The sequence below is a fragment of the Longimicrobium sp. genome (genome assembly GCF_036387355.1).
GTDB lineage: Bacteria > Gemmatimonadota > Gemmatimonadetes > Longimicrobiales > Longimicrobiaceae > Longimicrobium.
Genome location: NZ_DASVTX010000299.1, coordinates 1 through 24,910, shown reverse-complemented (window position 1 = coordinate 24,910; position 24,910 = coordinate 1). Strand labels below are relative to the sequence as shown.

Below are 24,910 nucleotides of genomic sequence, written 5' to 3'. Positions count from 1 at the left end.
GGCGATCATCCCCGGGCTACGCCGTGGACTTCGGGGGGAGGTAGCCGCGGACGAGGGCCTCGTCCAGCAGGCGCAGCAGCCACGGCCACACCGCCGGCGCGCCCCGCTCGATGGGCGCCATGCGGATCATCACCTGCTCGTACGTCACGGCGTGCTGCTTCCAGCTTCCGCCCTCGCTGGCAAAGTTGAGCAGCACCGGCTGCACGCGGTCCATCGCCACGGCGAAGCGGGCGGTGGGTGTTTCTCCCTCCTCGAACTCCTCCCACAGCCCCGTAAGTTCCGCCGCCTGCTCCGGCGGCAGCAGCCCGAACACCCGCGCGGCGGCCGCCTGCTCGCGTTCTTCCTTGCCCACGTTGGCGGCCGCGTCGTAGGCGAACGCGTCGCCCGCGTCAATCTCCACCACGTCGTGCAGCAGCGTCATCAGGACGGCGCGGACGGGATCGGTGCCGGCGGGTGCGTGCTCCGCCAAGGCGAGCGCGCACAGGGCCAGGTGCCACGAGTGCTCCGCGCTGTTCTCGCGCCGCTCGCCGCCCAGCACCCGCGTCTGCCGCAGAATCCCCTTCAGCCGGTCTACCTCCAGCAGAAACCGCATCTGCCGCTCCAGACGGTCGCCGGGAAGGGTCGACGGGAGGATGCCGATGCCGGAACTCATTCCGCGGCCCGGGCTTCTGCTTCTTCGGCCAGGCGGCGCTCGCGGCGGCGGATCGCGCCCGCGTGAAGCCTGCGGTCCTCGTCCGTTTCCAGGATCAGCGGCGGAACGGGGCTGGGGCGCCCGTTGAACCTGTCCAGCGCCACGTAGGTGAGAAAGCAGACGTTGGTGCAGCGACGCTTGCCGGTTTCCACCTGCTCCGCTTCCACCGTCACCATCACCTCCATGGACGAGCGGCCCACGTACACCAGCCGGCCGTGCGCCTCCACGTAGTCGGTGGCGTAGATGGGCTCGCGGAACTCCACGCGGTCCACGGCCACGGTCACCACGGGGTGGCGGGCATGGCGCCGCGCCACCACGCCGCCACACTTGTCCACCAGCGCCAGGATCTCGCCGCCGAACACGTTACCGTGGTGGTTCAGCTGGTCCGGCATCATGCTCTCGGAGAGCGTGGATGCGGACTCGCGCGCGGTCTTGCCCTGCGGGGATTCCTGCTCGGCGTCGCTCACGTTCATCGGTCGTTCAGGGTTTCGGGATCGGCTGCCCACGTTGCGACCCGGTCGATCCACGGCTGCGGCCCCGCTTTGTACAAGCTCAAGAAGCGCGGCCGGTCCTGGGAGGCCAGCATCGCGGCAACATCCGCGTGCATCCACCCGATTGCCTCCACGATCCTGTCGTAGAGCGCTGGATCCGCCAGGTGAAGAATCCGCTCATGGTGAAACACCCGGTTTCGGATCATGCGGATTTCAGAGAACCGCGCGTAGAAAGCCGCGCGACTGCGCTCCTCGCCCGCGGAGTTGGGAAAAACCTGCGAGAGGAGTTCGGGCCAGAGCCGCTGCCGGGGCGGGAGCCTCCAATTCTCGTACTGCGAGTCCAGCAGGCGAGTCCAGAAGCCGAACGATAACTCCGCAACGAGTGCGTCTTCGGTCAACACACGACGGTCCCTCCGCCAACGTGCTGCGCGGCTATGATTCGCGATCACCTCTGCAACCCGAGCCTGTTCTGGAGCGAGGAGGGTAGGAGGCTCTGCGTTCAACCATGAAACCAGTCCCCTGCGGGTTCTGTATTCCTGAACAGGCCGGAGTGCCCGGATGCACGCATGAAGGTGATTCCTCAGGCCTACTTCCGCCCAATTGAGCACCGTGTGCAGGCTGCGGGCAAGCTCGGCGTCAAAGAGGTACCGGCCGATGATCGCGTCCCAGTTGTTTGCCGTTCCATCGGCGTGCGCCAGCAGGCGCGCCACGGAAACGGCGTGCCGAATGGATGCGTGTAGCGGGCGCCACTCCGACTGTGGGAGCGCCGAAGTGTGGCCTGGGCGCGAGTTGACCATGGGTGAGGATCGGTTTAGATTATGAGTGTACCCCGTGCCCTCACCGCTTGCGGTGCCGCCGGGGACTGAGAGGCGCCACCGGAACTTTCCGGTGTGCGCCTCTCTGCGTTTTCGCCTTCTCCACTCGCGTTTCTCCAAGAGAAACGCCGGCTCAGATATCCTACATCGCTGATCGCCAAAGGCCCAAGCCGCGACCCGCCACCTTGCGGACGGGTTTCTCAGCTTATATGATGATCATCATATAAGCGGGTTCACTCGGGCTCGGGAGGCGGGGATGGCTGACGCATACATCATCGACGCGGTGCGCACTCCTCGCGGGCGGGGGAAGCGCGGCAAGGGTTCGCTCACGGAGATTCATCCGCAGGAACTGCTTGCGCAGACGCTCAACGCGCTCGCCGCGCGGACGAACGTCAACCGCGACGACGTGGACGACGTGGTGGTGGGCGCGGTTTCGCAGGTGGGCGAGCAGGGCGCCAACATCGCACGGCAGGCGGTGCTGGCCGCGGAGTGGCCGGTGCAGGTGGGCGGCGTATCCCTCAACCGCTACTGCGGTTCGGGGCTGCAGGCCGTGAACTTCGCCGCCATGGGTGTCATGAGCGGCATGCAGGACGTGGTGGTGGGCGGCGGGGTGGAGAGCATGTCGCGCGTGCCCATGGGCTCCGACGGCGGCGAGGGCGACGGGCTGAACCAGCGCCTGCGCGTGCAGCACCACCAGGTTCCGCAGGGCATCAGCGCCGACCTGATCGCCACCATGGAGGGTTTTTCCCGCGAGGAACTGGACGCGTTCGCCCTCCGCTCGCAGCGGCTGGCCGCGGAGGCGCAGCAGGCCGGGCGCTTTGCGGGAAGCCTGTTCCCCGTCGTGGACCCGGAGACGGGCGGCGTGGCGCTGGACCACGACGAGTTCCTGCGCCCCGAGACCACAATGGAGGGGCTCGCGGCGCTCAAGGGCGCCTTTGCCGCCGCCGGGGCAACGGTTGCCGGGCCGAATGGCGAAACGCTGGACGAGATTGCGCTCGCCCGCTTTCCGCGCGAGGGCGGCATTCAGCACCTGCACACGGCGGGCAATTCCAGCGGCATCGTGGATGGCGCCGCCGCCGTGCTGATCGCCTCGCCGGACTACGCGCGCGCCCACGGCCTCACGCCGCGCGCCCGCATCCGGTCGATGGCGATCCTGGCCGAGGACCCCGTCATCATGCTCACCGCCCCGGCGGAGACCGCGCGCAAGGCGCTGCGCAAGGCGGGGATGGAGGTGTCCGACATCGACCTGTGGGAGATCAACGAGGCGTTCGCCGCCGTGCCGCTGCAGGTGATCCGCCGGCTGGGGCTGGACATGGACCGTGTGAACGTGAACGGCGGATCCATCGCGCTGGGCCATCCGCTTGGCGCCACCGGTGCGATGCTGCTGGGCACCGCGCTGGACGAACTGGAGCGCCGCGACCTGTCCACCGCGCTCATCACGCTCTGCATCGCGGGCGGGCAGGGCGTGGCCACCGTCATCGAGCGCGTCTGATGCCGGCCGTGGCGGGGAAGGATTTGGAGCGCAGCCGCACCATTAGCTGGGAAGATCCCCTCCCGGGTGCCAGAGCGGGCGCGGAGATGGCGGGATTGGAGTACCTGCGGGCCATGCAGGCGGGCCGGCTCCCCGCGCCGCCCATCATGGCGACGCTGGGGATCGGGATGGAGTCGGCGGACGAGGGGCGCGTCGTCTTCTTCTGCGATCCGGACGAGTACCACTACAACCCCATCGGCGTGGTGCACGGCGGGCTGGCGGCCACGCTGTGCGACACGGCGACGGCGTGCGCGGTGCACTCCACGCTGCCGGCGGGGACGGCGTACACCACCCTGGAGATCAAGGTGAACTACGTCCGCGCGCTCACCCGCGACACGGGCCGCATCTTCTGCGAGGGCACGGTGATCCACGCGGGCGGGCGGGTGGCCACGTCGGAGGCGCACATCCGCGACGCGCGGGGGACGCTGTACGCGCACGCCACCAGCACGTGCATGGTGTTTCGCCCGGCGCGCGGGGGCGGCGGATGACGCGGTATCCGGCCGGGCACCGGGAGCGCACCCGGCGGCAGATCCTGGACGCGGCCGCCCGCGTGCTGCGGGAAAAGGGTGTGGACGGCACCAGCGTGGCGGACGTGATGGCGAGCGCCGGACTCACGCATGGCGGCTTCTATGCGCACTTTCCCAACAAGGACGCGCTGGTGGCCGAGGCGTGCCGGTCCGCGGTGGACCAGACCGGCGAGGCGCTCGGCGCGGTGATGGAGGACGTGGGGGAGGAGGACCGGTTCGCGGCGTACCTGCGGGCGTACCTGAGCCGCACGCACCGCGACGATCCCGGCGCGGGCTGCCTGATGCCGCCGCTGGCGGGGGAGATGCCGCGCCAGCCTCCGGAGGTGCGCGCGGCCTTTACCGGCCAGGTGCGGCGCGCGCTGGAGCGCACGGAGGCCAACCTTCCGCCGGGCGTCGACCCCGCGGAGCGCGAGGACGTGGCGATCGCGGTGCTGGCGGGAATGGCGGGTGCGATGATGCTCGCCCGCGCCGTGGACGACCCCGCGCTCAGCGACCGCATTCTTCGGGCAACGCGGCACGTGCTCACCGAGACATTCGGGGCCGCGGGCGACTGAAGTCGCGGCAACAACGGCGCAAAGTCCGCCTGCGCGGACTGCGGCGGACACTATGGGGCAGAGAGCGTCACTCTGCGCGTCCGCCTGTCCAGAGCGAATGAATTCGCCGCTGGAACAGCACGAAGTCCGCCTTCGCGGACTGCATCCCGCACCACCGGCGCGGATGCCGGATGCAGTTGAATTGAAGCCCCGAACGGCGCGCCTATGGCGCCGTGTCGGGGCTTTCCGCTTTTGGAGCGGCGGATTTATCTGCTCAGGACACTCCGCTCACCGCGACCGGCTCTGATTCGCACGATTCATCATCTGGACCGGTGCGCCTGTTCCGTCCGGGCGCTCGTCATCCATCCCCCTCACGTCCGGAAGAGCGTCGGCTCGGCGGCGAGGGCGGCGATGCGGCGCTGGGCGACGGGGAGAGCGTATTCTGATACGCGGTCCCACGGGACCCAGACCGCCGCATCGTATCCGGCGGGATCGGGCTCGCCGCTGAGGACGGCGCAGCGCACGGCGTGGTAGGTCGCGCGGACGTGCGTGAACACGTGCTCCACCACGCCCACGGGCTCGCCCGCGCGCACGTGCATCCGCAGGCACTCCCGCGCGGCGCGCTCGACGGCGGCGGAAAGGGATTCGCCTTCCGCGCGGATCACGGCGGGGAAAGCCCACATGCCGCCGAGGCGCACGTGCACGGGGCGGCGCACCAGGATCACGTGCCCATCCCGCTCGATGACGGGAACGGCGGTGTCCTCGTGCGGAATGGCGCGCGCCTTCTTCTTCGCCGGGCGCTCGGCCTGCGTGCCGGCCGCGTACGCCGCGCAGAACTCGCGGACGGGGCACTCGCCGCAGCGGGGTGTGCGCGGAACGCAGACGGTGGCGCCCAGTTCCATTACCGCCTGGTTCACGTCGCCGGGGCGCTCGCCGCGCACCAGGTCGCCCGCCATCTCCCACAGCGCGTCTTCGCAGGGCGCAGGGTCGTCCATCCACCGGGCAAAGACGCGCCGCACGTTCCCATCCACCAGCGGCTCTTCGCGCCCAAACGCAATCGACATCACCGCGCCCGCCGTGTATCGCCCCACGCCCGGCAGCGCGCGGAAACCCTCGGGATGATCCGGCACGATGCCGCCGTGCTGGTCGCGGACGGTCTGGATGGCGCGATGGAAGTTGCGGGCGCGCGAGTAGTAGCCGAGGCCTTCCCACGCCTTGAGCACGTCGTCCAGCGGCGCGTCGGCGAGCGCCTCCACGTTGGGGAACCGCTCCAGCCACCGCGCGAAGTACGGCCGCACCGTTTCCACGCGCGTCTGCTGCAGCATCACCTCCGAAAGCCAGACGGCGTACGGGTCCGCGGCCTCGCCCGGCGCCGCGCGCCACGGCAGGTCACGGCGGTGGACGTCGTACCAGGAGAGCAGGGCGGGGCGAAGGGCGGGAGGGAGCAAGGTCAGGGAGTGCGAGAGTGCAAAAGTACGAAAGTACGAAAGTACGAAAGTGGTTGCGCGGGTGGCGCGAACTGGGCGGCTGAGCGAGTGAACTCGCCGCAACAACTGCTGAAAGCCTCACGATACCGCTGTGAGGCTGCCCTTGCGCGAGGCGTGGTGCGGTGACGAACGCCGCCCCCGCGCTGAGGTCCCTTTCGCCCGCGACAGCGGAGAGGGCCACGGAGAGGGGGCCTTTCCGCGTGCTCGGTGCCCTTCGAAGCGCGCCGATCCGCCGTTCTCCCCTCTCCGCGCGGCTGTTTGCGCGGGGAGGGGCAGGGGAGGGGCCCGCAGCCCGGGGCACGCGCCAATCTTCGCGTTCCGCACGGATCTGGGGTGTGCCCCCTCTCCCACATCTGTTCGTGGGAGAGGGTGGACGCGTCTCAGCGCGGCCGGGTGAGGGCCCCAGCCGAGGCACGCCCCCGCGTCCGCAGAACACGCCACCTCCCCACACGCACCCCTCCGAACGCCTCGCCCCCTCCCGAGCCGCCGTCCCGCTACTCCGCCTGCAGCAACTCCGGCACCTTCACCAGCACCACGCCCATGATCAGCAGCATCGCCACGCACCCGATCGCCAGGGCGGCGGGGGCGTTGATCCACCGGGCCAGCGCGCCGGCCTGCAGCGATCCCAGCGGCGTCATTCCCACGAACATGAATACGTACACCGACATCACGCGGCCGCGAAGCCCGTCCGGAACGCGGGCCTGCAGCAGCGCGTTCAGTGTGGCGTTGTTCAGGATCACCATGAAGCTCGCCGCCGCAAGCAGAAGCAGCGACAGCGGATACCACGGCGACAGCGCAAACCCGATCAGCAGCGTCACGAACGCGAAGCACGCGCCCACGATCATCCGCCCGCGGTGCATCACCAGCTTTCCCGCCGCCAGCAGCACGCCTGCGACAAGCGCGCCCGCCCCCGCCGCCGACAGCAGCATCCCCAGCCCGCGCGGCCCCACGTGCAGCACGTCGCGCGCAAACACGGGGAGCAGCATGGAATACGGAAACACCGTGACCGACATGGCCGCAATCATCCACACCAGCGTGCGCACCACGCGGTCCGAGCGGATGTACGCCAGCCCTTCGCGCAGGTGCTCCATCACGCTCGCATCACCCGTGGCGGGATCGGGAATGAACGACGGCAGGCGCAGCATCATCAACCCCGCGATCACCGCCACGTACGAGAACGCGTTGGCGTAGAAGCACGCCGCGATCCCCGCCCCGCCGATCAGCGCGCCCGCCACCGCCGGGCCCACGATGCGCGACCCGTTGAACGCCGCGGAGTTGAGCGCGATGGCGTTGGCGAGATCCTCCTTGCCCACCAGCTCCGCGAAGAACGACTGGCGCGTGGGGATCTCGAACGCGCTCGCCGTCCCCAGGACGAACACGAGCCCGAGCAGGACGGGATAGGTGATGGCGTGCAGCCCCGTCAGGATGGCGATGGCGAGCGCGCAGGCCAGCATGACGCACTGCGCGGTGAGGATGATGCCGCGCTTGTCGCGCCGGTCCGCCACCACGCCGGCGTACAGCCCCAGGAACAGCGTGGGGAGTGACGCCACCGCCGTCACCAGCCCCAGCTTGAACTCGGAATTGGTGAGCTCCAGCACGAGCCAGCCCTGTGCCGTGGTCTGCATCCACGTGCCCGTGAGCGACAGCACGTGGCCCACGTAGAACACGCGGAAGTTGCGGTGCCGCAATGCAGAGAACGCGCGCGGCGCTTCCGGCGGGGCCTGCGGGTCCGGGGTTTCGGGCACGCGAAGCTGCGCGGCCGGGGCTTCCATCGCCTCGTCCGCGCCGTGGCGGCTCTCGTACGTTTCGTCCCGCAGTTCCATCCCGCTGTTCCACTTCCCCGATGAAGGGGTATCTTACCCAGGGCGCCCCGCCGTCGCCACCGCGCGCATGGCGTGCAACGTGCTGGATCGGCGTGCTTCCCCGCGCTTTCCCCCGGAGGTCCCGATGCGGTTTACCAGCTACTCCAAGTACACCGGCAACATGGCCGACGCCCTGAACCTTCAGGCGCTGCTGGACCAGTTGTCGGATTTTCTTCTGCAGAGCGGGTTCGCGGGCGGGCAATACTCGCACCCGTGGTGGGGCGAGTTCGGCGACGACGACCGCAGCATGGACGCGCTCAAGGAGGCGCTGCTGCGCGCCCTGCTGGAGAGCGGCCAGCTCACGCCCGAGATGATCGCCGAGCTGCGCGGCGACGGCGAAGGCGACGAGGCGGTGCGCCAGCGCATCGCCGACCTGCTGGACGCGCTCATCCAGCGCATGGTGGCCGAGGGGTACCTGAACGTCTCCGACAACCCGCAGATGCCGGGCGGATACACGGAGATGGAGGGCGAGGGCAAGGTGGACGACGCCAAGGCCGCCGCGCAGCAGGTGGAGTTTTCGCTGACGGGAAAGGGTATCGACCTGCTGGGCTACCGCACTCTGCGGCAGCTTCTGGGGGCCATGGGCCGCTCCGCCGTGGGGAGCCATGAGACCCCGCACCTGGCCACCGGCGTGGAGGTGGAAGCCGCGAGCCGTCCCTACGAGTTCGGCGATACCATCAACCTGGACATCAGCGCCACGCTCAAGAGCGCGCTTTCGCGCGAAGACGGGCTGCGCGACGACGGCAGCATCGGGCTGGAGTACGGCGACCTGTACGTCAACCAGTCCGAGTACCGCTCCAGCTGCGCCACGGTGCTCATGCTGGACACCAGCCACAGCATGATCCTGTACGGCGAAGACCGCTTTACGCCGGCCAAAAAGGTGGCGCTCGCGCTCACGCACCTGATCCGCACCCAGTTCCCCGGCGACACGCTGAAGGTGGTCACCTTCGGCGACACGGCAGAGGAGCTGCCCGCGTCGCGGATCGCGCACGCGCAGGTGGGGCCGCACCACACCAACACGGCCGCGGGGCTGCAGCTCGCGCGGCGGCTGCTGCTGGCGCAGAACAAGGACATGCGGCAGATCGTGATGATCACGGACGGAAAGCCGTCCGCCGTCACGCTGCCGGACGGGCGCATCTACAAGAACAGCATGGGGCTGGACCAGTTCGTACTGAAGGAGACCTTTCACGAGGTGGGTGCCTGCCGCAAGGCGGGGATCCTGATCAACACGTTCATGCTGGCGCGCGACCCGGCGCTGGTGGCGTTCGTGAACCAGGTGTCGCAGATCGCGCGCGGAAAGGCGTACTTCACCAGCACCATGACGCTGGGCCAGTACATCATGCGCGACTTCCTCAAGCGCAAGACGCGCCGCGCGGGGTAAGTCGCTGCACGGGAGAGGGATACGACGTGCCTTGCCCGTCTGTGTCGTAAATGGACAATCTTTACAGGCCGGAGCTGCCCCGCTATCATGGGGCATGAGCCTGATTGAGGAGATACGCGCCAAGGCAGCCCGGTGGGGCTTCGACACGTCGGGCCACGCGGCTCACCGGGCGCTACTGCGCCACGTCAGCATTTCGGACATTCACGAGGCAATTGCATCGGGCGAGATCATCGAAGATTACCCCGATGACAAATACGGGCCGAGTTGTCTCATCTCCGGAACGATCGAGGCGGGCAGACGGTTGCACGTGGTGTGTACCCATCCGTCCCGCGCCGTTCTGAAGATCATCACCGTCTACGAACCCGATCCGGAAGAGTGGATCAACGCGAGATATCGGAGAGGCTGAGCGACCATGGATGACGAATTGGAAGATCGGATGATCGAGAAACGCGTCACATTCTCGATCGAGATCGAGGGTCGGCTTGTCATTGTGGAGAACGTCCCCGCGCGGATCGATCCGGATACGGGTGAGGAGTTCTTTTCCACGGACACCATGGAGCGCTTGCAGAGCATCGTCTGGGGTGCGGCGAAGGCGGACCGCGCGAGCAATCCGGGCGTTCTGCGTTTTGCCGCCTGAGCTGGCGAGAATAAAGGACTCTGCGATGCGCCCCGTCGAAGACCATCTCATCGAGACGCTGGTCGCGTACTCCATCGAGGTTCGTGGACGGGTCGTGATCGTGGAGAACGTTCCGGCGCGCCTGGATCCCGAGACGGGCGAGCGCTTTTTCTCTCCAGAAACGGTCGACCAGCTCCGTGCAATCCTCTGGAGTGATCGTCAACCGGATCGCGTCATCGAGACACCGGTGTTCCGCTTCGGAGGTTGAGATCTCATGGCGATGCAGAGCCAGGTGGATGACGGGCTCGTGGACGAGCTGGTTACGTTCTCGATGGAGTTCCGCGGCCGCACCGTCGTGGTGGAGGAAGTGCCCGCCCGGGTCGATCCCGAAACGGGCGAGCGGTTTTTCTCTGCCGAAACGTACGATCGGCTACACGCGATCATCCGCGGCGGGTGCGATTCGGAGCGGCACGCGCCGGGTGTCACGTACCGATTCGCGGCCTGACGCCGGCATGAATCTCGGCCAGTACGCAGCGTGATCCCCGGTGTACGAGCCTGATCCGAAGCGGTGGATGGACCTGAGGCACCGGAGGGGTGGGACAAGATGATGCACGCCATCGAAGACAACCTGGTGGAAACGCCTGTCACTTACTCCGTCGAGGTGGGTGGGCAGTTCGTGCGCGTGGAGAACGTTCCGGCACGCGTCGATCCGGAGACGGGCGAGCGCTTCTTTTCTCGCGAAGCGGTTGACCAGTTCAGCGCGATCATGTGGAGTGGTCGTCCGCCGGACCGCGTAAATCGAGACACCGGTATTCCGCTTCAACCTGAGTGTGGCGATTGAAACGGAGGGGCGCAGCATCACTCTGCGCCCCTCCTCTGTGTCTCAGTGCCACGGTGTGAGACCGCCGGTTTCCTGTCTGTCGACCGTAAGGGGTCGGCTGTTCCTCAGAGGCAGAACGCACAGGTCTGATGGACTGGCGGTCACTCGCATGAAACGGCGTAGACGGCGTCGTTTCCCACGAAATAAACACGGTTCCCCTGAGCGTGCAGTCTGGCCCTCACATGGCTCGGTCCAAGCGCCCCCTGCTCGGTAAAAAACAGCGTTGCAATGATCTTTCCATCCGACTTCCGGGCCATGTAGAGCCCACCCGTGGAGGCGAATACTTTGTCTCCACAAACGGCCGAGGCGGAACCGCTTGCTTTCAGCTTTGTCTGCCAGATCACGCGCCCCGTTTCCGGATCCAGCGCATAGAGAAAGGTGTCGTTGGATGCCACATACGCGACGCCATCCACCACCTTGAAGGTGTCCCACGCGCCCAGGTAGTCCAGAGCCCCTGAGCGCCTCCACACCTCCTGCCCCGTGAACCGGTCCACCCCGATTATCGCGCCGCCGTTCAGGTCGTTCATCAGCAGCATGCGTCCCGCTACGGCATGCCGGCTCACGTCATGCGGCTCGTTCTGCTTCTCGTTCAGAAATCGCCAGAGGACACGGCCCGTATGGCGGTCGAGCGCTACCATCCAGCCCCGCTTCAGACCTCCGCTCCGGTTCAACTCCTGGATGATGGTGGCGTACACGGTGTCGCCGTGCACGATGATGCCGGTGACACCCTCCCGGTATTCGCCATCTGCGAGTACCTCCTGATTCCACAGGAGACGGCCGGTAGTGACATCGAGCGCGGCTACGCGCCGGGTATCTGTTCCCACGTAGTACGCGCGTTCATCAACAGCGTTTTCCGTACTGCCCAGAGAATCGATGGCGGTCCGCCACAACTCCGCCCCCGTTCTGGCGTCGTAAGCACGTGCAGTGGCTGACGCGACGAAAACTCGCCCGCCGCTGGCGACCAGGTTGAGCGCCAGCGAGGCTTTCTCGGGAACGTTCCACAGAACCGTTCCGCTCGTCAGGTCGTATGCGGTGATGCCGCCAACGAGCGTATAGAAGGCCCGCTCATCAATCGCGAGATCCTCACGCCCCGAGTTGCTTCCCGTGAGGGGCGTCCGCCAGACGAGATCGATAGAGTCTTCCTGCTTCACAGGCTCGGTCGCAATGTCGGGAACGCACGCGGCTCCGCAAAGCGCCAGAACCACAGCCGGCCAGACTCGAGCACGGAGGGCGATTCGCCGAGCCTTCATCGGTTCCCCTGGAGGCCGAAGAGTTGTTGATCGTGGAGAGCGTCGGTGAGAGCGTCGAAGACGTGTTCACTCTTTGTGGTCCCCGTGTGAGAATCACCGTTCTCGATGAGGCGGTTCCGCCGCGCGCCGGGGTAGTACTGTCCCGGCGTATGGATGAACCCGTCGCCCGGGATGTCGTCGGGGGCGGTAAGCGCGTTCCAGGTGCGGTCGAACGCATTCATGGCCCGCTGCTCGATCCCTGCCGGGATGGAGTGCCAGGGCCGGTACCACACCTTTGCGGTATGCCTCATGTCGTCATACCTCTTCTGTGTCCTCTTCACGACGGCGAGTTCGCAAGGTGTGCGCGGCAGGCATTCACCCGTCGCCAAGATTCTCCAGGCCACCCATCGCTTGGGTGTCTGCGTCCGGATGCCCACGTTCACGAAGTTCTCACTGAAGCTGTTCAGAGACTGCAGGAACGCGCTGTTGGGGACATCATCCACGTAGAAAGGATGTTCGTCCATGAGCCGCAGTCCCAGTCCGAGCGCGGCTGCTCCCGGCCCCAGCAGACGGTTGGCGACCGCGAGATTCTTGGCGACAATGGCACCCTGGTTGGGGCTGTCGAGCGTGATGACGCCTCGTACCAGGCCCGGTTGATTCACCTGCGCCCACTGGGCGAGAGAACGTGTAACCAGTCCTCCGTTGCTGTGCCCGATGAGAATGATGTCGTGCATACCCGGACGGATCGAGTCGCGCAGTTCGTCGCGTTGAGATGTGATCCGCCGGCGCCAGTCGATGGTCGTTTCCTGGATCCGCTCCCACGCTACGGTGCAGAGCCACGCGCCGCTCTGCAGGAATGCATGCCGGTCACTGTTGATGCCGTGCTGGTGCAGAATGTGAGCCCCTCCCGGAACGGGCTGACAATCGTTGGATGGCGGCGGCGGCGGATCGTCGGGGGGACAGTCCTGGCCCACGACACAGTTGTCGCCGGGCTGGTCGCCGAGTGAAGCGAGCGTGAACCCGCCCGAGCCCGTTTCCGAGACCCGTCTGGCCCGGCGCTCAGCGTCGCGCCGTGCATTCTGATGAAGCTTCACCATTCGGATGTGCTCCACCTGGCGTTCCGTCTTGCGGACGCCGTTCTGTGCCTCCCACTCCGAGGTGAGTTCCGTCCGCTCCAGCAGATACGCTCTGCCGTGCCGCCGCCACGTTCGCACGTAGGTACCGCGAGAGCCCATGCGCGCGGCCGCCGAGGCGGTTGCGGGGCCAAAGACATCGGGAGAAAGCTCGTTCAAGACTTCGATGCGATCCGGATCCACACGCCGCGCCCGGGCGCGGGGCCCCGCGCTGTTCGCGAGGGTGGGACTCTGCGCTGAGAGAACCGCCATCGTGTCCAGGGCCTCCGCGTCCAGCACGACACCGTCAGTGATCTGCGAGTAGGAGGGTTGCGGGCCCGATCGCGCGGACTGATAAGGCTGGAAATCCGTCAGCAGTTCTCCCTGGTACCCGTAGCTGGTGATTACGTCCTCAACGGAACGGGTGCGCCGGGAGATGTTCACGGCGCGCATCACGGGGTCCTGTACCGGCGTGGTTTCCAGAAGGACCTGGATGGTACGCCCGAGCGCATCGTATCCGGACTCCACACGCTGCGTTTCCGTCTCGTGCTCCACAGTCCAGACGGTGGTGGGAACGTCCGTAACGGGATCGATCACCGGGGTCGTTGTTTCGTACGTGGTACTCCCTTGCTGCACCACGTCGAGCACGTAGTAGGTGTCGCCCGGCTGGATCTCAGGGTCGGGAGTCCATGTGTAGGAATTTGAATGATCCTGTCCGGGGCTGACGATCGGAGCACCCGTGGATCGCTCACAGGCGCTGGTTGCAGCCGTCAGAAGGAGCGTGGCCGCTGAGAACCCGGGCCAAACGCGTCGTCTTTGCATGCCACTCCTTCGCTGAATCGTGAACGGGGGAGCATTGAAACAGATTGCGCATGATCAAGGTGGGCGCAGTCGGCCGGAATCACAAGAACTTTCTGATAACGAACGAGGGGGGGGTACGGTGGACAGGGCTGCAGAAATCCCTGGCCCGATTCTCACCGGGCCGCACAACGGGCAGCGCGGAACAGATGGTCCCGGATCGCCGAAGCGGACGCTCGCGTGAACATCGTCCGGCTCGCGGAGGTGATGAAGGCGCCTGGGGCGGAACGGCTGAAGGGGAGCGGCGCGGGTGGCAGGCCCGGAGCCCGCGATCGTCAGTTGGGAACACGAGAAAGGGAGGCGCACGACTCGCGTCTCCCCTCTGTGTCTCCATGCCTCTGTGTGAGACCGCCGTTGTCATTGCCCGCCCATCGCGGAGAGCCGGCTACTCCTCGGGGCTGAACAGCTCCGTGCGCGCCGTCTCGGAGATGGCGATCACGGCGGGGTGGCGCAGGCGGCGCTCCACGCTGATAGCGTAGAAGTGCTCGTACGCGTGCGGCAGGCGGCCCAGCACGCGCACGCCGTACGCGTGGCTCACCTCCGCCTCTACCACCGACGGCGCGGCAAACAGCCCCAACCCCTGCTGCCCCAGCACCTGCAGCAGCGCCGAGTCCTCCACCTCGGCCACGATGCGCGGCACGATCCCCTCCGCCGCGAACCACACGTCCAGCGAGCGGCGCAGCGCCGTGTTCTCCGTCTGCAGCAGAAAGGGCGCGCCGTCCAGCGAGCGCGGAAAGCCGGGGCCGTACTCCGCCGCCAGCGCCTGCGTGGCGAACACGCTCACCTCCGACCGCCCCAGCGGATGGTTGAACGCCCGCACCTTTCCCGACGCCGGTGCCGGTGCATCCGCCAGTACCAGGTCCAGCGAGTGCACGGCCAGGTCCGTCAGCAGCGCCTCCGTCTTGCCGATGCGGAACACCAGCCGGTACGCGCCGGACGAGAGCGCCGGCTGCAGCATGCGGATGGTCGTCAGCTTGGGCAGCGCGTCGGAGATGCCTACGGCGAAACGGTCCGGGCTCCCCGTGGCCTGTCCCTTGACCGTCTGCATGAACTCGGTGCCGAGCGCAAAGATCTCGTCGGCGAAGCGCGCGGCCACCTGCCCCGTTTCCGTGAGCGCCAGGCCACGCCCGCGGCGCACGAACAGCTTTTCGCCCAGGGCCTGCTCCAGCGCATGGATCTGCGCGCTGATGGTAGGCTGCCCCACGAACAGCTTGTGCGTGGCGGCCGCGATGCTCCCCTCGCGCGCCACGACCCAGAAGTAGTACAGGTGCTGGTAGTTGAGCGACGGCATGCGCCAGTGGGGTCCGGATGCGAATCGGGCCGGCAAGGGCGGGCTGCACCGTGCAACCTGCGCCCTCGCCGGCCCGTCGTTCAGTCAGGGATGGATGCGGATCAGCCCTGGTCCACCATCCGCACGGCGCCGGTGGCCAGGTCGTACACGCCGCCCACCACCTTGAGCTTGTTCTCGCGCACCAGGCCGGCGATCACCGGGCTGGAACCGCGCAGCAGCGCCGTCTGCACGCGCACGTTCTCTTCCACCGTGCGCGCCACGTCGGGGCCGGCCGTGCGCACCGCCGGGTGCAGGTGCGCGTACAGCGAGCTGATCTGCCCCGGGACGGCCGCGTTCTCGATCGCGGCCTTCACCGCGCCGCAGGAGCTGTGTCCCAGCACCATCAGCACCTTGGCGCCCAGCACCGCCGTGCCGAACTCCAGGCTGCCGATCAGCTCCGGCGTGGCGATGTTGCCCGCCGCGCGGCACACGAACAGGTCGCCGAACCCCTGGTCGAACACCAGCTCCACCGGCACCCGCGAATCCGCGCAGGACAGGATGGCGGCGAACGGCGCCTGGCTGGCGGCCAGTTCGCGCACGCGCTGCATGCTGCGGTGCGGCTCCGTCTCCTGGCCCGCCACGAAGCGGCGGTTGCCTTCGATGAGAGCGCGCAGCGCCTCGTCCGGCGTGGTGGGGGGCACGCGCGGCGCAAGGGCGTGCACCGGGGCGGGGAGCCCCAGCCCCGCGAGGGCCGCCGCGCCGGCGGCAAGGCCCAGCATGGCGCGGCGGGAGACGGGGCGAGTGTGCACCGGGGTGTCCTGAGTCATCTCGTTCATCGCTCGTATCCGTGGTAGAAGCCCGCCGTCAGCCCGCGATCATGCGGGCCAGGCCGAAGTAGATGGGAATTCCGAACACCAGGTTGAAGGGAAAGGTGATCCCCAGGGCCGACGTGAGGTACAGCGTCGGGTTCGCGGAGGGCAACGCGGTGCGCACGGCCGGCGGCGCGGCGATGTACGAGGCGCTGGCGGCCATGGTCCCCAGCACCGTGCAGCCGCCCACGGACATCCCCGCCCAGTGGGCCAGCACCACCCCCAGGGCCCCGTGCAGCAGCGGCAGCAGCACGCCGAAGCCCACCAGGAAGGGACCCACGCGGCGCAGGTCGCCCAGCCGCGCGCCGGCCACCACGCCCATCTCCAGCAGAAACAGGCAGAGCGCGCCCTTGAAGCCGGTCTCAAAAAAGGGCTGCACCTGCGTCCACCCCGGCTTGCCCATCAGCAGGCCGATGAGCAGGCCGCCCACCATCAGCACAAAGGTCTTGCCCGTGAGCACCTCGCGCAGCGCCTCGCTGCGGCTGCCGGCGGGGAGCGTGGCGGCGTCCATGGCGTACACGCCGCCTCGCACCTGCCCGTCGCGCGCGCCTGCTTCGCGCACCGCGCTGGAGGAGAGCAGCGTGCCGATGGCCAGCGCGACGGCGATGCCGGGAATCTCCAGGATGGTGAGCAGCGCGGGCATGTAGCCTTCTGCCGGGGAACCCGCCCGCCGCACGAACTCCTGCGCGGCGATGAACGTCACGGCCGATACGCTGCCGTAGTGTGCCGCGATGGCCGCGGCGTCCGTCACCGAAAAGCGGCCGATGCGCCGCAGCACCAGGAACGCCGAAACGGGCGTGATCAGGCCCAGCAGCAGCGCCATGGCGGCCGGCCCGGCGATGGTGGCCAGCGGCGTGTGCGAAAGCTCCACCCCGCCCTTCATCCCGATGGCGAAGAGCAGGTAGATGGCGATCCCCTGGTAGATGTCCTTGGGGAGCGACAGGTCGCTGCGGATCCGCCGCGCCACGATCCCCAGCACAAAGGCCAGGACCAGCGGGGAAAGCAGGTTCAAGCGCAGCAACTCTTGCATCGTTCATCTCACTTTGGTCGCGGATCGCGCGTTAGGCCGGGTGGTTCCCGCCGTCGACTCAATGATAGAACCGAAGTGCCATATCGACAAATACGAAGTTTCGATACGAGATATCGTTTTGGACGATGGGTGTGATTCGTTCCTGTCGAAGGATCGATGGAGGCCGGGCGGAAGTCCGCCGGTCCCGGGCGGGAAGAGGATGGGAACGGCGGTTCGCGCGGGAGATGCGGAGTGGCGGAGCAACGCGGGGGAACGCGGGGGAACTGCGGCAGAATTGCGGGGGAATTGCGGGGGATCCGGCGCGAGACCCTGCCCGCATGGGGGACGCCGGGGCTGGGGAATGAATCAGGTGGCGCGGGCGCCGGCCTTGCCGCCGGAATGGGCCCAGAGCGCGCGTTCCACCATGGACGGCGTCCAGCCGGAGCCGAGTTGTTCGGCGCGGTCGCGGATGGCGGCGGCGTACCGGGCGTAGTACGCGGGGGTGAACGCCACCTCGCCCAGCCCGGGCACCTGCGCGCCGACCAGCTCATCAAAGAACGGATACACATCCGGCGCGTGCGCAGAGGCCGCGGCGGAGGCGGTCGCGGGTCCCACGCCCGCCAGCGTCGCCAGGATCGCGATCGGCCGGCGCGGGTCGGGGACGGCGGCGAGCGCTTCCGTGCTCGTCCGGATCACCAGGTCCGCATCGTTACCGCGCACCAGAACGAGGTTGCGCGCCCGCCACACGCCGCGCGCCATCTTCCACTCCGTCATCCGCACCAGTTCGTCGTGCGTCACGTGCGCCGGCTCCCGCGCCGCGATCAGCGCGGGCAGTTCGCCGCGGTACCACGCATCGAGTTCCGACAGCCGCTTGACGCCCTGCGCCTCCACCACGGCGTCGTACCGGTCCAGCGCGGCGCGCCAGGACTCCGGCGCATCATCGTTCCACAGGTCGTTCATCGGATGGGGCAGGTGCGGAGGGAGACGAGCGGCGAGCGGAGAGGCATTGTACGATGATCGTGGTCGGTCGACCACACGCCGAGAGCCCCGGACCGCGTTCGCGATCCGGGGCTCTCATCTTCATCCAGGTTCCGCAATGCGGACTACCAGAGCTTGATCCGCTTGTCGGCCGGGAGCCACATGCGGTCGCCCTCGCGGACGTTGAACGCCTCGTAGAACGCGGGGAAGTTCACCAGCACGCCATTGGTGCGGTACTGCCCCGGCGAGTGCGGGTCCGTCAGCAGCTGCTGGCGAAGCGCCTGCTCGCGGAACTTGCTGCGCCAGATCTGCGCCCAGCCCAGAAAGAAGCGCTGGTCGCCCGTGAAGCCGGCGATCACCGGCGCGGGACGGCCGTTGAGCGAGTTGCGGTACGCGCGGTACGCGATCGCCAGCCCGCTCAGGTCGCCGATGTTTTCGCCCAGCGTGAGCCGGCCGTTCACCGAGGCGCCCTCGATGGGCGAGTAGCCGCTGTACTGGGCCGCCAGCGCGTTGGCGCGCTGGTCGAACGCGCCGGCGTCTTCCGGCGTCCACCAGTCGCGCAGGTTGCCCGCCGCGTCGCTCTTGCGGCCCTGGTCGTCGAAGCCGTGGCTGATCTCGTGCCCGATCACGCCGCCGATTCCGCCGTAGTTCACGGCGTCGTCCGCGTTGGGATCAAAGAACGGGGGCCGCAGAATGGCCGCCGGGAACACGATCTCGTTGTTGGTGGGGTTGTAGTACGCGTTCACCGTCTGCGGCGTCATGCCCCACTCGGTGCGGTCCACCGGCTTGCCCAGGCGGCCCGTGACGGTGCGCTGGTAGTCGAACTCCGCCGCGCGGCGCAGGTTGCCGATCAGGTCGGTGCGGTCGATCTGCAGCGCCGAGTAGTCACGCCACGCGTCGGGGTAGCCGATCTTGACGGTGATGCCGTTGAGCTTCTGGTGCGCCTGCGCGCGGGTAGCGGGGCTCATCCACTCCAGCTCGTCGATGCCCTGCCGCATGGCGGCCATCAGGTTCTGCACCAGCTCCTGCGCGCGGGCCTTGGCGGCCGGCGAAAAGGTGCGCTCCACGTACATCTCGCCCGCCATCTCCCCCAGCGAGCCCTCCACCACGTCGATGCCCCGCTGCCAGCGCGGGCGCTCCTGCGTGGTTCCGCTCAGCACGCGGCCGCGGAACGCAAAGCGCGCGTCGGCAAACGGGCGGCTCAGGTACGGCGCGGCGTTGTCCACCATGCGCAGCACCAGGTAGTTCTGCACGTCTTCCACCGGCGTGGCGGCAAGCACGCTGTCGATCCGCGTGAAGTAGTCCGGCTGGCGGATGATGACCGTGTCGGCGTTCACGCCGGCCGCGCGCAGGAACTCGTTCCAGTTGAAGTTCGGCGCGCGGCGGGCCAGGTCGGCCACGGCCGTGGGGTTGTACGTGGCGTTGGGGTCGCGCAGGCGCGTGCGCTCCCACTGGCGCGTGGCCAGCGCCGTCTCAAACGCCAGCACGCGGCGCGCGGCCTCGGCTGCGTTGGGCGTGCCGGCCAGGCGCAGCAGCGTTTCGGCGTAGGTCGTGTACTCGCGCCGGATGTTCGCGAAGCGCTCACTCGGGTCCAGGTAGTACTCGCGGTCCGGCAGGCCCAACCCGCTCTGGCCCATGCCCACCACGTAGCGGCTGGACATCTTCTGGTCCTGCCCCACGCCGAACGAGAACGGGATCCCGGTGCCGCGGCGGCGCATCTGCGCAAAAAGCGCCGGGTACTCGGCGCGCGAGCGCACGGCGCGAATGCGGTCGATGTCGGCGCGCAGCGGCTGAATGCCCAGCTGCTCGATGCGCGCCGTGTCCATGAAGCTGCTGTACAGGTCGCCCACCTTCTGCTCGTCACTGCCGGCGGGGTGCGTGCCGGCGGCGGCCTCTTCCACCAGCGTGCGCAGCGAGGCCTGGGCCTGGTCGCGCAGCAGGATGAAGGTGCCGTAGGTGGAGCGGTCGGCCGGGATCTCGGTGCGGCGCAGCCACGACCCGTTCACGAACGAGTAGAAGTCGTCCTGCGGGCGCACGCTGCGGTCAAAGCCGGTGGTGTCGATGCCCAGCCCCAGGGCGGGCGCGGGCGCCGCGGCGGATCCGGACGCCACGCCGGGCTGCGACGGCGCGCAGGCGGCGGCAAGCAGGCACGCCGCCACGGCAGTCGCACGCGGCGTGATTCGGGTCTTGAGAGACATTCTGCTCACGGTCAGAGAAGTTGGTTCGGACGTTCTTTCTACAGACCCGTGAGCCTCCGGTTCCGTTGGATTGCGGCTGGCCTCCGAATGCAGAACGCGTTGCGCCATGAAGAGTTAGACCCGGATCGGCGGGAACGGTATCCCGATTCCCAGAGTTGCCGGACACGGCGTCTCCCCGGCCCCGCCGCATCCCCGCAGCCGTCGCGCCATCTGCTTCGCGCGATGGCGGAGAAGGGGCGGCTCAGTGCACTGCCGTCGCCTCGATCTCCACCTTGGCGCGCTCTTCCAGCAGCCCGGCCACGATCACGACCGCCATCGCGGGAAAGTGCCGGCCGAACAACTCGCGGTACACGCGGCCCAGGGCGCGGGTGTTTTCCATGTACGCCGCGCGGTCGGTGATGTACCAGGTCAGCCGGGTGACGTGCTCCGGCCGGGCGCCGGCCTGGGCCAGCACCGTGACGATGTTCCGCAGCGCCTGGTCCACCTGCCCGATGAAGTCGTCCGTCTCGAACTCGCACGTGGCCGGGTTCCACCCGATCTGCCCGGCCACGAAGATGGTGCGCCCCTCGGCCTCCATGCCGTTCACGTAGCCCCGCGGCGGGCCCCATTCCTCCGGCTGCAGCACGCGCACGCTCATGCGCCCTCCCGCAGGCGAAAGCGCTGCAGCTTACCCGTCTGCGTGCGCGGAAGCTGCTCCACAAAGGTGATGCGGCGCGGATACTTGTACGGCGCGATGTGCGTCTTCACGAATTCCTGCAGGGTACGCGTCATTTCCTCGCCCGGCTGGTGCCCGGGCCGCAGCACCACAAAGGCGCTCACCACCTGTCCCCGTTCCGTATCCGGCAGCCCCACGACGCCGCATTCCAGCACGGCGGGGTGCTCCAGCAGCACCGTTTCCACCTCCGGCCCGGCGATGTTGTAGCCGGCGCTCACGATCATGTCGTCCGTGCGGGCCTGGTACCAGAAGTACCCGTCCTCGTCCATCCGGTAGGCGTCGCCGGTAAGGTTCCATCCGTCCAGCACGTACCCCTGCTGGCGCTCCGGGTCGTCCAGGTAGCGGCACCCCGTGGGGCCCTGCACCGCCAGCCGGCCCACGGCGCCGGGCGGCAGTTCCTCCCCGTTCTCGTCGATGATCCGCGCCCGGTATCCCGGCACCGCGCGTCCCGTGCTGCCCGGGCGGATGTCGCCGCCCGAGCAGCCGATGAAGATGTGCAGCATCTCCGTGCTGCCGATGCCGTCGATGATGCGGATGCCGGTTGCCTCTTCCCAGGCCTCGAACGTTGGCAGGGGAAGCGTTTCACCCGCGGAAACACACTTCTTCAGCGATGAGAGATCATGGTCCGCCACCAGGTCCAGCATGGCGCGGTAGGCGGTCGGCGCGGTGAACAGCACGGTGGCGCGATGGTCCTGGATGGCGTGCAGCAGGTTGGGCCCGGACGGCTGCTCCACCAGCAGCGTGGCGGCCCCGGCGCGAAGCGGAAAGAGCAGCAGCCCGCCCAGCCCGAAGGTGAACGCCAGCGGCGGCGATCCGCAGAACACGTCGTCCGGCGACGGCTGAAGGACCCGCGCGGAAAAGGTGTCGCAGCAGGCCAGAATGTCGCGGTGAAAGTGCATGGTCCCCTTCGCCCGCCCGGTGGTGCCGGAGGTGAAGGCGATCATCGCCACGTCGTCCGCCGCGGTGTCCACCGGGGTGAACTCCGCCGGGCGCCGCGCCATCATCGCCTCCAGCCCGTCATTGCCCCCATCGCCCCAGGTGACAATGCGCTCCAGCACCGGGGCCTGCGCCTGCGCGTCCGCCAGGTCGGCCAGCAGCCTGTGATCGGTGAGGGCGAGGCGGACCTGCGCCTTTTGCGCCACGTACGCCAGCTCTCGCGCGCGCAGCAGCGGCATGGTGGGCACCGCGATGGCGCCGGCCTTGATGACGCCCAGCCAGCACGCCGCCATGATGGGCGAGTTGGGGCCGCGCAGCAGCACGCGGTTGCCGGGCACCACGCCCAGGTCGTCCCGCAGCACGCCCGCGATGCGGTTGGACTGCTCCACGAGTTCCCGGTACGTCCACCGTCCGCCGTCCCACAGCAGCGCCGTACGGTCGCCGTGGCCGCGCTCCATCCACCGGTCCAGCAGTTCCGCCGCGCAGTTCAGCCGCGCCGGGTAGCGCAGTTCCGCCAACCCGGAGTAGTCCATGTCCGGCCACAGCCCGGGGGGCGGCAGGTGGTCGCGGGCAAAGGTGTCCACGTGGGCGGTCGCGGATGCCGGAATGTGCGTTTCCATCGTGGCCATGGCTCGCAGAACCGGAGAGTGGTGGGGGGGATCGGTGTCCGCGGCGCAAACCACGGACCGTGCACGGACGGAGATCAGGTGGACCGACTCAGCCCTCGCGCGCAGCCGTGGGACCTGCGTCTTTCAACAGCTGACCGGCGATCACGAGCTTCTGGATCTCGCTCGTGCCTTCGTAGATGCGGAGCGCGCGGATCTCGCGGTAGAGCGATTCCACCGGCGCGCCCGAAACGACGCCGCGCCCGCCGAAAAGCTGCACCGCGGTGTCGATCACGCGTTGCGCCGCCTCCGTGGCGTACAGCTTGGCCATGGCCGCCTCGCGCGTAACGCGGTCCGCGCCGGAATCCCGCGTCCACGCGGCACGGTAGACCAGCAGTGCGCTCGCGTCCACTTCCAGCGCCATCTGCCCCAGCGCGGACTGCGTGAGCTGAAATTCCCTCAGTGCTTTACCAAATGCCTGGCGCCGCGCCGTCCACGCCACCGCCTCGTCCAGCGCGCGCCTCGCAAAGCCGAGCGCGGCGGCGCCTACGGTGGTGCGGAACACGTCCAGCGTGCCGAGCGCCACCCGCATTCCCGTGCCCGCCTCACCGACGAGCGCGTCGGCGCCCACGCGGCACTCGCGCAGTTCCAGCGTGCCCAGCGGGTGCGGCGCAATGACGTCGATGCGCTCGGAGATGCGCAGGCCGGGGTTGTCCGCGTCCACCACGAACGCGGCGTATCCGCGCTCGCCTGCCTCGGGAAAGCGGCAGAACACCACGTAGTGATCTGCGATGCCGGCGTTGCTGATCCACGTCTTGGTCCCGTCGATCACGAAGCCGCCGTCCGCGCGCCGCGCCACGGTCTGCATGGCGGCCACGTCGGACCCCGCGTCCGGCTCACTGAGCGCAAACGCGGCGATCGCCTCGCCCGCGGCCACGGCGGGTAGATAGCGCTCCCGCAACGCGTCCGAGCCGAAGAGCGTGATGGGCCCCGCGCCCAGCCCCTGCATGGCGAACGCGAAGTCCGCCAGCCCCCACGCGTGCGCCAGCGTCTCGCGCGACAGGCAGAGGGTGCGCACGTCCAGCCGCTCGCGCGCGCCGCCGTACGGGGCCGTGACCGCGTGCCGCAGCCATCCGCCCGCGCCCAACTGGCGCACCAGCGCGCGGCAGGCGGCGTCCACGTCCTGGTGCGCGTGCCCCGTGGGCGGAACGTGCTCCTCCGTCCACGCCTGCAGTTCCGCCGCGAATGCCCGGTGCTCCTCGTCAAAAAAGGGCCAGCTCAGAAAGGTGCGGTCGGGCATTCGCGGGCGGGGCAGGGGTTCGGTCAGGCAGCCAATGCGAGCGGATTCACGCTCATCCACCCGACAATAAACGTCGTCAGGTCGCGGAAAGTAAGGGAATCCTCGTGAATGCGATGCGCCGCGCAGCTTTCCTCCAGCGCTGTGCGGAATTCGTAGTACCGCTCCACGATCTCGTCTGCCTGCGGGAGAAAGTGGCGCGCCCGCCGGTGCTCGTACAGGAAGTCGCGCACGTGGCAGATCGCCTCTTCCGGCTCCGCCCGGTGGTAGCGGATGTCCATTCCCGCCAGCAGCGACTCCTCGTCCGTTTCGCGCGTGACGTCCACGTCCAGGATCAGCCCGGCCTTGCGGCGGTGCACGCCCGTTCCGAACGCCTTGGCGCCCAGGAACATGCCGAGTTCCACCGGGACGTTCAGGTCCTGCAGCACGTCCGGGCCGCTCGCCATCACCGACAGGTCGTGAATCCCCAGGCGGCTCTGCTCGATGAGCACGCGGATCTTGGGCGTGCGGATCTCGTCGCTGTCGTCGATCTCCAGCGTGGAGCGCGGCTGAAATCCGCACTCGTAGATCGTAAAGACGATCGCCTCGAAGAGCCGCCGGTACTCGCGGTCGAACGGGCAGCTGAAGAACACCGTGGTCGCGTAGCTCACGCCGCCTCCTCGCGAACGGGCGCGGAGGCCTGCTCCAGCGCGGATTCACCCGCGCTTGCCTGCACACTCGCGCCGGCCTGTGTCTGCGCCTGCGCCTCCGCGCCAGCGGCAGCGTCCGCCTCCGCATGCGCCTCCGCACCAGCGTCGGGCTGCACCAGCGCTTGCGCCTGCATTTGCGCGGCCGCGGCTTTGGCGCGCTCCACGCGCTGCCGCCTGAACATCTCCGTCACTGCTTCCAGATCGAATCTGGATCCGGGAATCGGCTGGATTCCGGGAGTCTTCCGTCGTACGGGCATGGGGGTCTCCAGGGCTCGGGTTCACGCCCGAAAGTTAGACCCCCCGAACGGCTCCGACAATCCAACACGACCCG

Annotated in this window: 27 protein-coding genes; 10 read left to right on the top strand and 17 right to left on the bottom strand. The window is 68.4% G+C overall.

What is annotated here, in order from left to right; all coding sequences use genetic code 11:
• Positions 1-16: 16 nt before the first annotated feature.
• From VF665_RS12990 to VF665_RS12980, 3 genes are read right to left on the bottom strand one after another with little or no spacing between them, the layout of a single operon-like run.
• A complete protein-coding gene (locus tag VF665_RS12990) occupies positions 17-652 on the bottom strand; it encodes an HD domain-containing protein (protein WP_331053855.1) in 636 nt (211 codons plus the stop codon).
• A complete protein-coding gene (locus tag VF665_RS12985; protein WP_331053854.1) occupies positions 649-1,164 on the bottom strand; it encodes an acyl-CoA thioesterase in 516 nt (171 codons plus the stop codon). Before VF665_RS12985 ends, VF665_RS12990 begins: the two co-directional genes overlap by 4 nt.
• Positions 1,161-1,580, bottom strand: coding sequence for a hypothetical protein (locus VF665_RS12980; RefSeq protein WP_331053853.1), 420 nt, complete (start codon positions 1,578-1,580; stop codon positions 1,161-1,163). Before VF665_RS12980 ends, VF665_RS12985 begins: the two co-directional genes overlap by 4 nt.
• Positions 1,581-1,748: 168 nt before the next feature.
• Here VF665_RS12980 and VF665_RS12975 point away from each other — a divergent pair, with 168 nt between their 5' ends.
• From VF665_RS12975 to VF665_RS12960, 4 genes are all read left to right on the top strand, one after another.
• Positions 1,749-1,922: a hypothetical protein gene (locus VF665_RS12975; protein WP_331053852.1), complete on the top strand. Its 174-nt coding sequence runs from the start codon at positions 1,749-1,751 to the stop codon at positions 1,920-1,922.
• A 331-nt stretch (positions 1,923-2,253) separates the two neighbouring features.
• Entirely contained in the window at positions 2,254-3,489 is a 1,236-nt protein-coding gene (locus VF665_RS12970) for an acetyl-CoA C-acetyltransferase (protein ID WP_331053851.1), read from the top strand.
• A gap of 86 nt (positions 3,490-3,575) precedes the next feature.
• Positions 3,576-4,016 carry a PaaI family thioesterase gene (locus VF665_RS12965; protein WP_331053850.1) on the top strand — a complete coding sequence of 147 codons (441 nt, stop codon included), beginning with the start codon at positions 3,576-3,578 and terminating at the stop codon, positions 4,014-4,016.
• Complete coding sequence (locus VF665_RS12960; RefSeq protein ID WP_331053849.1) at positions 4,013-4,609, top strand: TetR/AcrR family transcriptional regulator; 597 nt, start codon at positions 4,013-4,015, stop codon at positions 4,607-4,609. The genes VF665_RS12965 and VF665_RS12960 overlap by 4 nt, the downstream gene beginning before the upstream one ends.
• A gap of 350 nt (positions 4,610-4,959) precedes the next feature.
• Here the strand turns inward: VF665_RS12960 and mutY are convergent, their stop codons facing one another.
• Together mutY and VF665_RS12950 are read right to left on the bottom strand one after the other, a co-directional pair.
• Entirely contained in the window at positions 4,960-6,036 is a 1,077-nt protein-coding gene (gene mutY, locus VF665_RS12955) for an A/G-specific adenine glycosylase (RefSeq protein WP_331053848.1), read from the bottom strand.
• Positions 6,037-6,569: 533 nt separating this feature from the next.
• The gene (locus VF665_RS12950; protein WP_331053847.1) at positions 6,570-7,898 is read right to left on the bottom strand and encodes an MFS transporter; all 1,329 of its coding nucleotides are present in this window, start codon (positions 7,896-7,898) and stop codon (positions 6,570-6,572) included.
• A 124-nt stretch (positions 7,899-8,022) separates the two neighbouring features.
• Here VF665_RS12950 and VF665_RS12945 point away from each other — a divergent pair, with 124 nt between their 5' ends.
• From VF665_RS12945 to VF665_RS12920, 6 genes are all read left to right on the top strand, one after another.
• Complete coding sequence (locus VF665_RS12945) at positions 8,023-9,318, top strand: vWA domain-containing protein (RefSeq protein WP_331053846.1); 1,296 nt, start codon at positions 8,023-8,025, stop codon at positions 9,316-9,318.
• Positions 9,319-9,412: 94 nt separating this feature from the next.
• Positions 9,413-9,724 carry a DUF4258 domain-containing protein gene (locus VF665_RS12940; RefSeq protein WP_331053845.1) on the top strand — a complete coding sequence of 104 codons (312 nt, stop codon included), beginning with the start codon at positions 9,413-9,415 and terminating at the stop codon, positions 9,722-9,724.
• Between the two features lie 6 nt (positions 9,725-9,730).
• The gene (locus VF665_RS12935; protein WP_331053844.1) at positions 9,731-9,955 is read left to right on the top strand and encodes a YgiT-type zinc finger protein; all 225 of its coding nucleotides are present in this window, start codon (positions 9,731-9,733) and stop codon (positions 9,953-9,955) included.
• A 25-nt stretch (positions 9,956-9,980) separates the two neighbouring features.
• Positions 9,981-10,202, top strand: coding sequence for a hypothetical protein (locus VF665_RS12930; RefSeq protein ID WP_331053843.1), 222 nt, complete (start codon positions 9,981-9,983; stop codon positions 10,200-10,202).
• A 6-nt stretch (positions 10,203-10,208) separates the two neighbouring features.
• Complete coding sequence (locus VF665_RS12925; RefSeq protein WP_331053842.1) at positions 10,209-10,439, top strand: hypothetical protein; 231 nt, start codon at positions 10,209-10,211, stop codon at positions 10,437-10,439.
• A gap of 99 nt (positions 10,440-10,538) precedes the next feature.
• The gene (locus tag VF665_RS12920) at positions 10,539-10,775 is read left to right on the top strand and encodes a hypothetical protein (RefSeq protein ID WP_331053841.1); all 237 of its coding nucleotides are present in this window, start codon (positions 10,539-10,541) and stop codon (positions 10,773-10,775) included.
• A 140-nt stretch (positions 10,776-10,915) separates the two neighbouring features.
• Here VF665_RS12920 and VF665_RS12915 read toward each other — a convergent pair whose 3' ends face one another.
• From VF665_RS12915 to VF665_RS12860, 12 genes are all read right to left on the bottom strand, one after another.
• Positions 10,916-11,965 carry a PQQ-binding-like beta-propeller repeat protein gene (locus VF665_RS12915; protein WP_331053840.1) on the bottom strand — a complete coding sequence of 350 codons (1,050 nt, stop codon included), beginning with the start codon at positions 11,963-11,965 and terminating at the stop codon, positions 10,916-10,918.
• Positions 11,966-12,060: 95 nt separating this feature from the next.
• Positions 12,061-13,977: a hypothetical protein gene (locus VF665_RS12910; RefSeq protein WP_331053839.1), complete on the bottom strand. Its 1,917-nt coding sequence runs from the start codon at positions 13,975-13,977 to the stop codon at positions 12,061-12,063.
• A 421-nt stretch (positions 13,978-14,398) separates the two neighbouring features.
• Positions 14,399-15,304 (bottom strand): LysR family transcriptional regulator, encoded by a 906-nt coding sequence (locus tag VF665_RS12905; RefSeq protein ID WP_331053838.1) that lies wholly within the window; start codon positions 15,302-15,304, stop codon positions 14,399-14,401.
• Positions 15,305-15,405: 101 nt separating this feature from the next.
• On the bottom strand, positions 15,406-16,119 hold the full coding sequence (locus VF665_RS12900; RefSeq protein WP_331053837.1) for a carbonic anhydrase: 714 nt from the start codon (positions 16,117-16,119) through the stop codon (positions 15,406-15,408).
• 28 nt (positions 16,120-16,147) lie between these two features.
• Positions 16,148-17,182 carry a sodium-dependent bicarbonate transport family permease gene (locus VF665_RS12895; RefSeq protein ID WP_331053836.1) on the bottom strand — a complete coding sequence of 345 codons (1,035 nt, stop codon included), beginning with the start codon at positions 17,180-17,182 and terminating at the stop codon, positions 16,148-16,150.
• Positions 17,183-17,527: 345 nt separating this feature from the next.
• Positions 17,528-18,121 carry a hypothetical protein gene (locus tag VF665_RS12890; RefSeq protein ID WP_331053835.1) on the bottom strand — a complete coding sequence of 198 codons (594 nt, stop codon included), beginning with the start codon at positions 18,119-18,121 and terminating at the stop codon, positions 17,528-17,530.
• 143 nt (positions 18,122-18,264) lie between these two features.
• The gene (locus VF665_RS12885) at positions 18,265-20,337 is read right to left on the bottom strand and encodes a M13 family metallopeptidase (RefSeq protein WP_331053856.1); all 2,073 of its coding nucleotides are present in this window, start codon (positions 20,335-20,337) and stop codon (positions 18,265-18,267) included.
• A gap of 241 nt (positions 20,338-20,578) precedes the next feature.
• Positions 20,579-20,974: a RidA family protein gene (locus VF665_RS12880; RefSeq protein WP_331053834.1), complete on the bottom strand. Its 396-nt coding sequence runs from the start codon at positions 20,972-20,974 to the stop codon at positions 20,579-20,581.
• The gene (locus VF665_RS12875) at positions 20,971-22,617 is read right to left on the bottom strand and encodes a benzoate-CoA ligase family protein (protein WP_331053833.1); all 1,647 of its coding nucleotides are present in this window, start codon (positions 22,615-22,617) and stop codon (positions 20,971-20,973) included. Before VF665_RS12875 ends, VF665_RS12880 begins: the two co-directional genes overlap by 4 nt.
• Before the next feature lie 88 nt (positions 22,618-22,705).
• On the bottom strand, positions 22,706-23,893 hold the full coding sequence (locus tag VF665_RS12870) for an acyl-CoA dehydrogenase family protein (RefSeq protein WP_331053832.1): 1,188 nt from the start codon (positions 23,891-23,893) through the stop codon (positions 22,706-22,708).
• A 23-nt stretch (positions 23,894-23,916) separates the two neighbouring features.
• Positions 23,917-24,540 (bottom strand): hypothetical protein, encoded by a 624-nt coding sequence (locus VF665_RS12865; protein WP_331053831.1) that lies wholly within the window; start codon positions 24,538-24,540, stop codon positions 23,917-23,919.
• The gene (locus tag VF665_RS12860; RefSeq protein WP_331053830.1) at positions 24,537-24,836 is read right to left on the bottom strand and encodes a hypothetical protein; all 300 of its coding nucleotides are present in this window, start codon (positions 24,834-24,836) and stop codon (positions 24,537-24,539) included. The genes VF665_RS12865 and VF665_RS12860 overlap by 4 nt, the downstream gene beginning before the upstream one ends.
• Between the last annotated feature and the right edge of the window lie 74 nt (positions 24,837-24,910).

Bases quoted from the DNA above. Each gene is read 5' to 3' on its own strand.
- VF665_RS12985 (WP_331053854.1), bottom strand. From the start codon at position 1,164: ATGAACGTGAGCGACGCCGAGCAGGAATCCCCGCAGGGCAAGACCGCG.
- VF665_RS12920 (WP_331053841.1), top strand. From the start codon at position 10,539: ATGATGCACGCCATCGAAGACAACCTGGTGGAAACGCCTGTCACTTAC.
- VF665_RS12860 (WP_331053830.1), bottom strand. From the start codon at position 24,836: ATGCCCGTACGACGGAAGACTCCCGGAATCCAGCCGATTCCCGGATCC.
- VF665_RS12960 (WP_331053849.1), top strand. From the start codon at position 4,013: ATGACGCGGTATCCGGCCGGGCACCGGGAGCGCACCCGGCGGCAGATC.
- VF665_RS12910 (WP_331053839.1), bottom strand. From the start codon at position 13,977: ATGCAAAGACGACGCGTTTGGCCCGGGTTCTCAGCGGCCACGCTCCTT.
- VF665_RS12970 (WP_331053851.1), top strand. From the start codon at position 2,254: ATGGCTGACGCATACATCATCGACGCGGTGCGCACTCCTCGCGGGCGG.
- VF665_RS12930 (WP_331053843.1), top strand. From the start codon at position 9,981: ATGCGCCCCGTCGAAGACCATCTCATCGAGACGCTGGTCGCGTACTCC.
- VF665_RS12905 (WP_331053838.1), bottom strand. From the start codon at position 15,304: ATGCCGTCGCTCAACTACCAGCACCTGTACTACTTCTGGGTCGTGGCG.
- VF665_RS12880 (WP_331053834.1), bottom strand. From the start codon at position 20,974: ATGAGCGTGCGCGTGCTGCAGCCGGAGGAATGGGGCCCGCCGCGGGGC.
- VF665_RS12885 (WP_331053856.1), bottom strand. From the start codon at position 20,337: ATGTCTCTCAAGACCCGAATCACGCCGCGTGCGACTGCCGTGGCGGCG.
- VF665_RS12890 (WP_331053835.1), bottom strand. From the start codon at position 18,121: ATGAACGACCTGTGGAACGATGATGCGCCGGAGTCCTGGCGCGCCGCG.
- VF665_RS12950 (WP_331053847.1), bottom strand. From the start codon at position 7,898: ATGGAACTGCGGGACGAAACGTACGAGAGCCGCCACGGCGCGGACGAG.
- VF665_RS12870 (WP_331053832.1), bottom strand. From the start codon at position 23,893: ATGCCCGACCGCACCTTTCTGAGCTGGCCCTTTTTTGACGAGGAGCAC.
- VF665_RS12990 (WP_331053855.1), bottom strand. From the start codon at position 652: ATGAGTTCCGGCATCGGCATCCTCCCGTCGACCCTTCCCGGCGACCGT.
- VF665_RS12940 (WP_331053845.1), top strand. From the start codon at position 9,413: ATGAGCCTGATTGAGGAGATACGCGCCAAGGCAGCCCGGTGGGGCTTC.
- VF665_RS12900 (WP_331053837.1), bottom strand. From the start codon at position 16,119: ATGAACGAGATGACTCAGGACACCCCGGTGCACACTCGCCCCGTCTCC.
- VF665_RS12975 (WP_331053852.1), top strand. From the start codon at position 1,749: ATGAAGGTGATTCCTCAGGCCTACTTCCGCCCAATTGAGCACCGTGTG.
- VF665_RS12965 (WP_331053850.1), top strand. From the start codon at position 3,576: ATGGCGGGATTGGAGTACCTGCGGGCCATGCAGGCGGGCCGGCTCCCC.
- VF665_RS12935 (WP_331053844.1), top strand. From the start codon at position 9,731: ATGGATGACGAATTGGAAGATCGGATGATCGAGAAACGCGTCACATTC.
- VF665_RS12945 (WP_331053846.1), top strand. From the start codon at position 8,023: ATGCGGTTTACCAGCTACTCCAAGTACACCGGCAACATGGCCGACGCC.
- VF665_RS12925 (WP_331053842.1), top strand. From the start codon at position 10,209: ATGGCGATGCAGAGCCAGGTGGATGACGGGCTCGTGGACGAGCTGGTT.
- VF665_RS12875 (WP_331053833.1), bottom strand. From the start codon at position 22,617: ATGGCCACGATGGAAACGCACATTCCGGCATCCGCGACCGCCCACGTG.
- VF665_RS12895 (WP_331053836.1), bottom strand. From the start codon at position 17,182: ATGCAAGAGTTGCTGCGCTTGAACCTGCTTTCCCCGCTGGTCCTGGCC.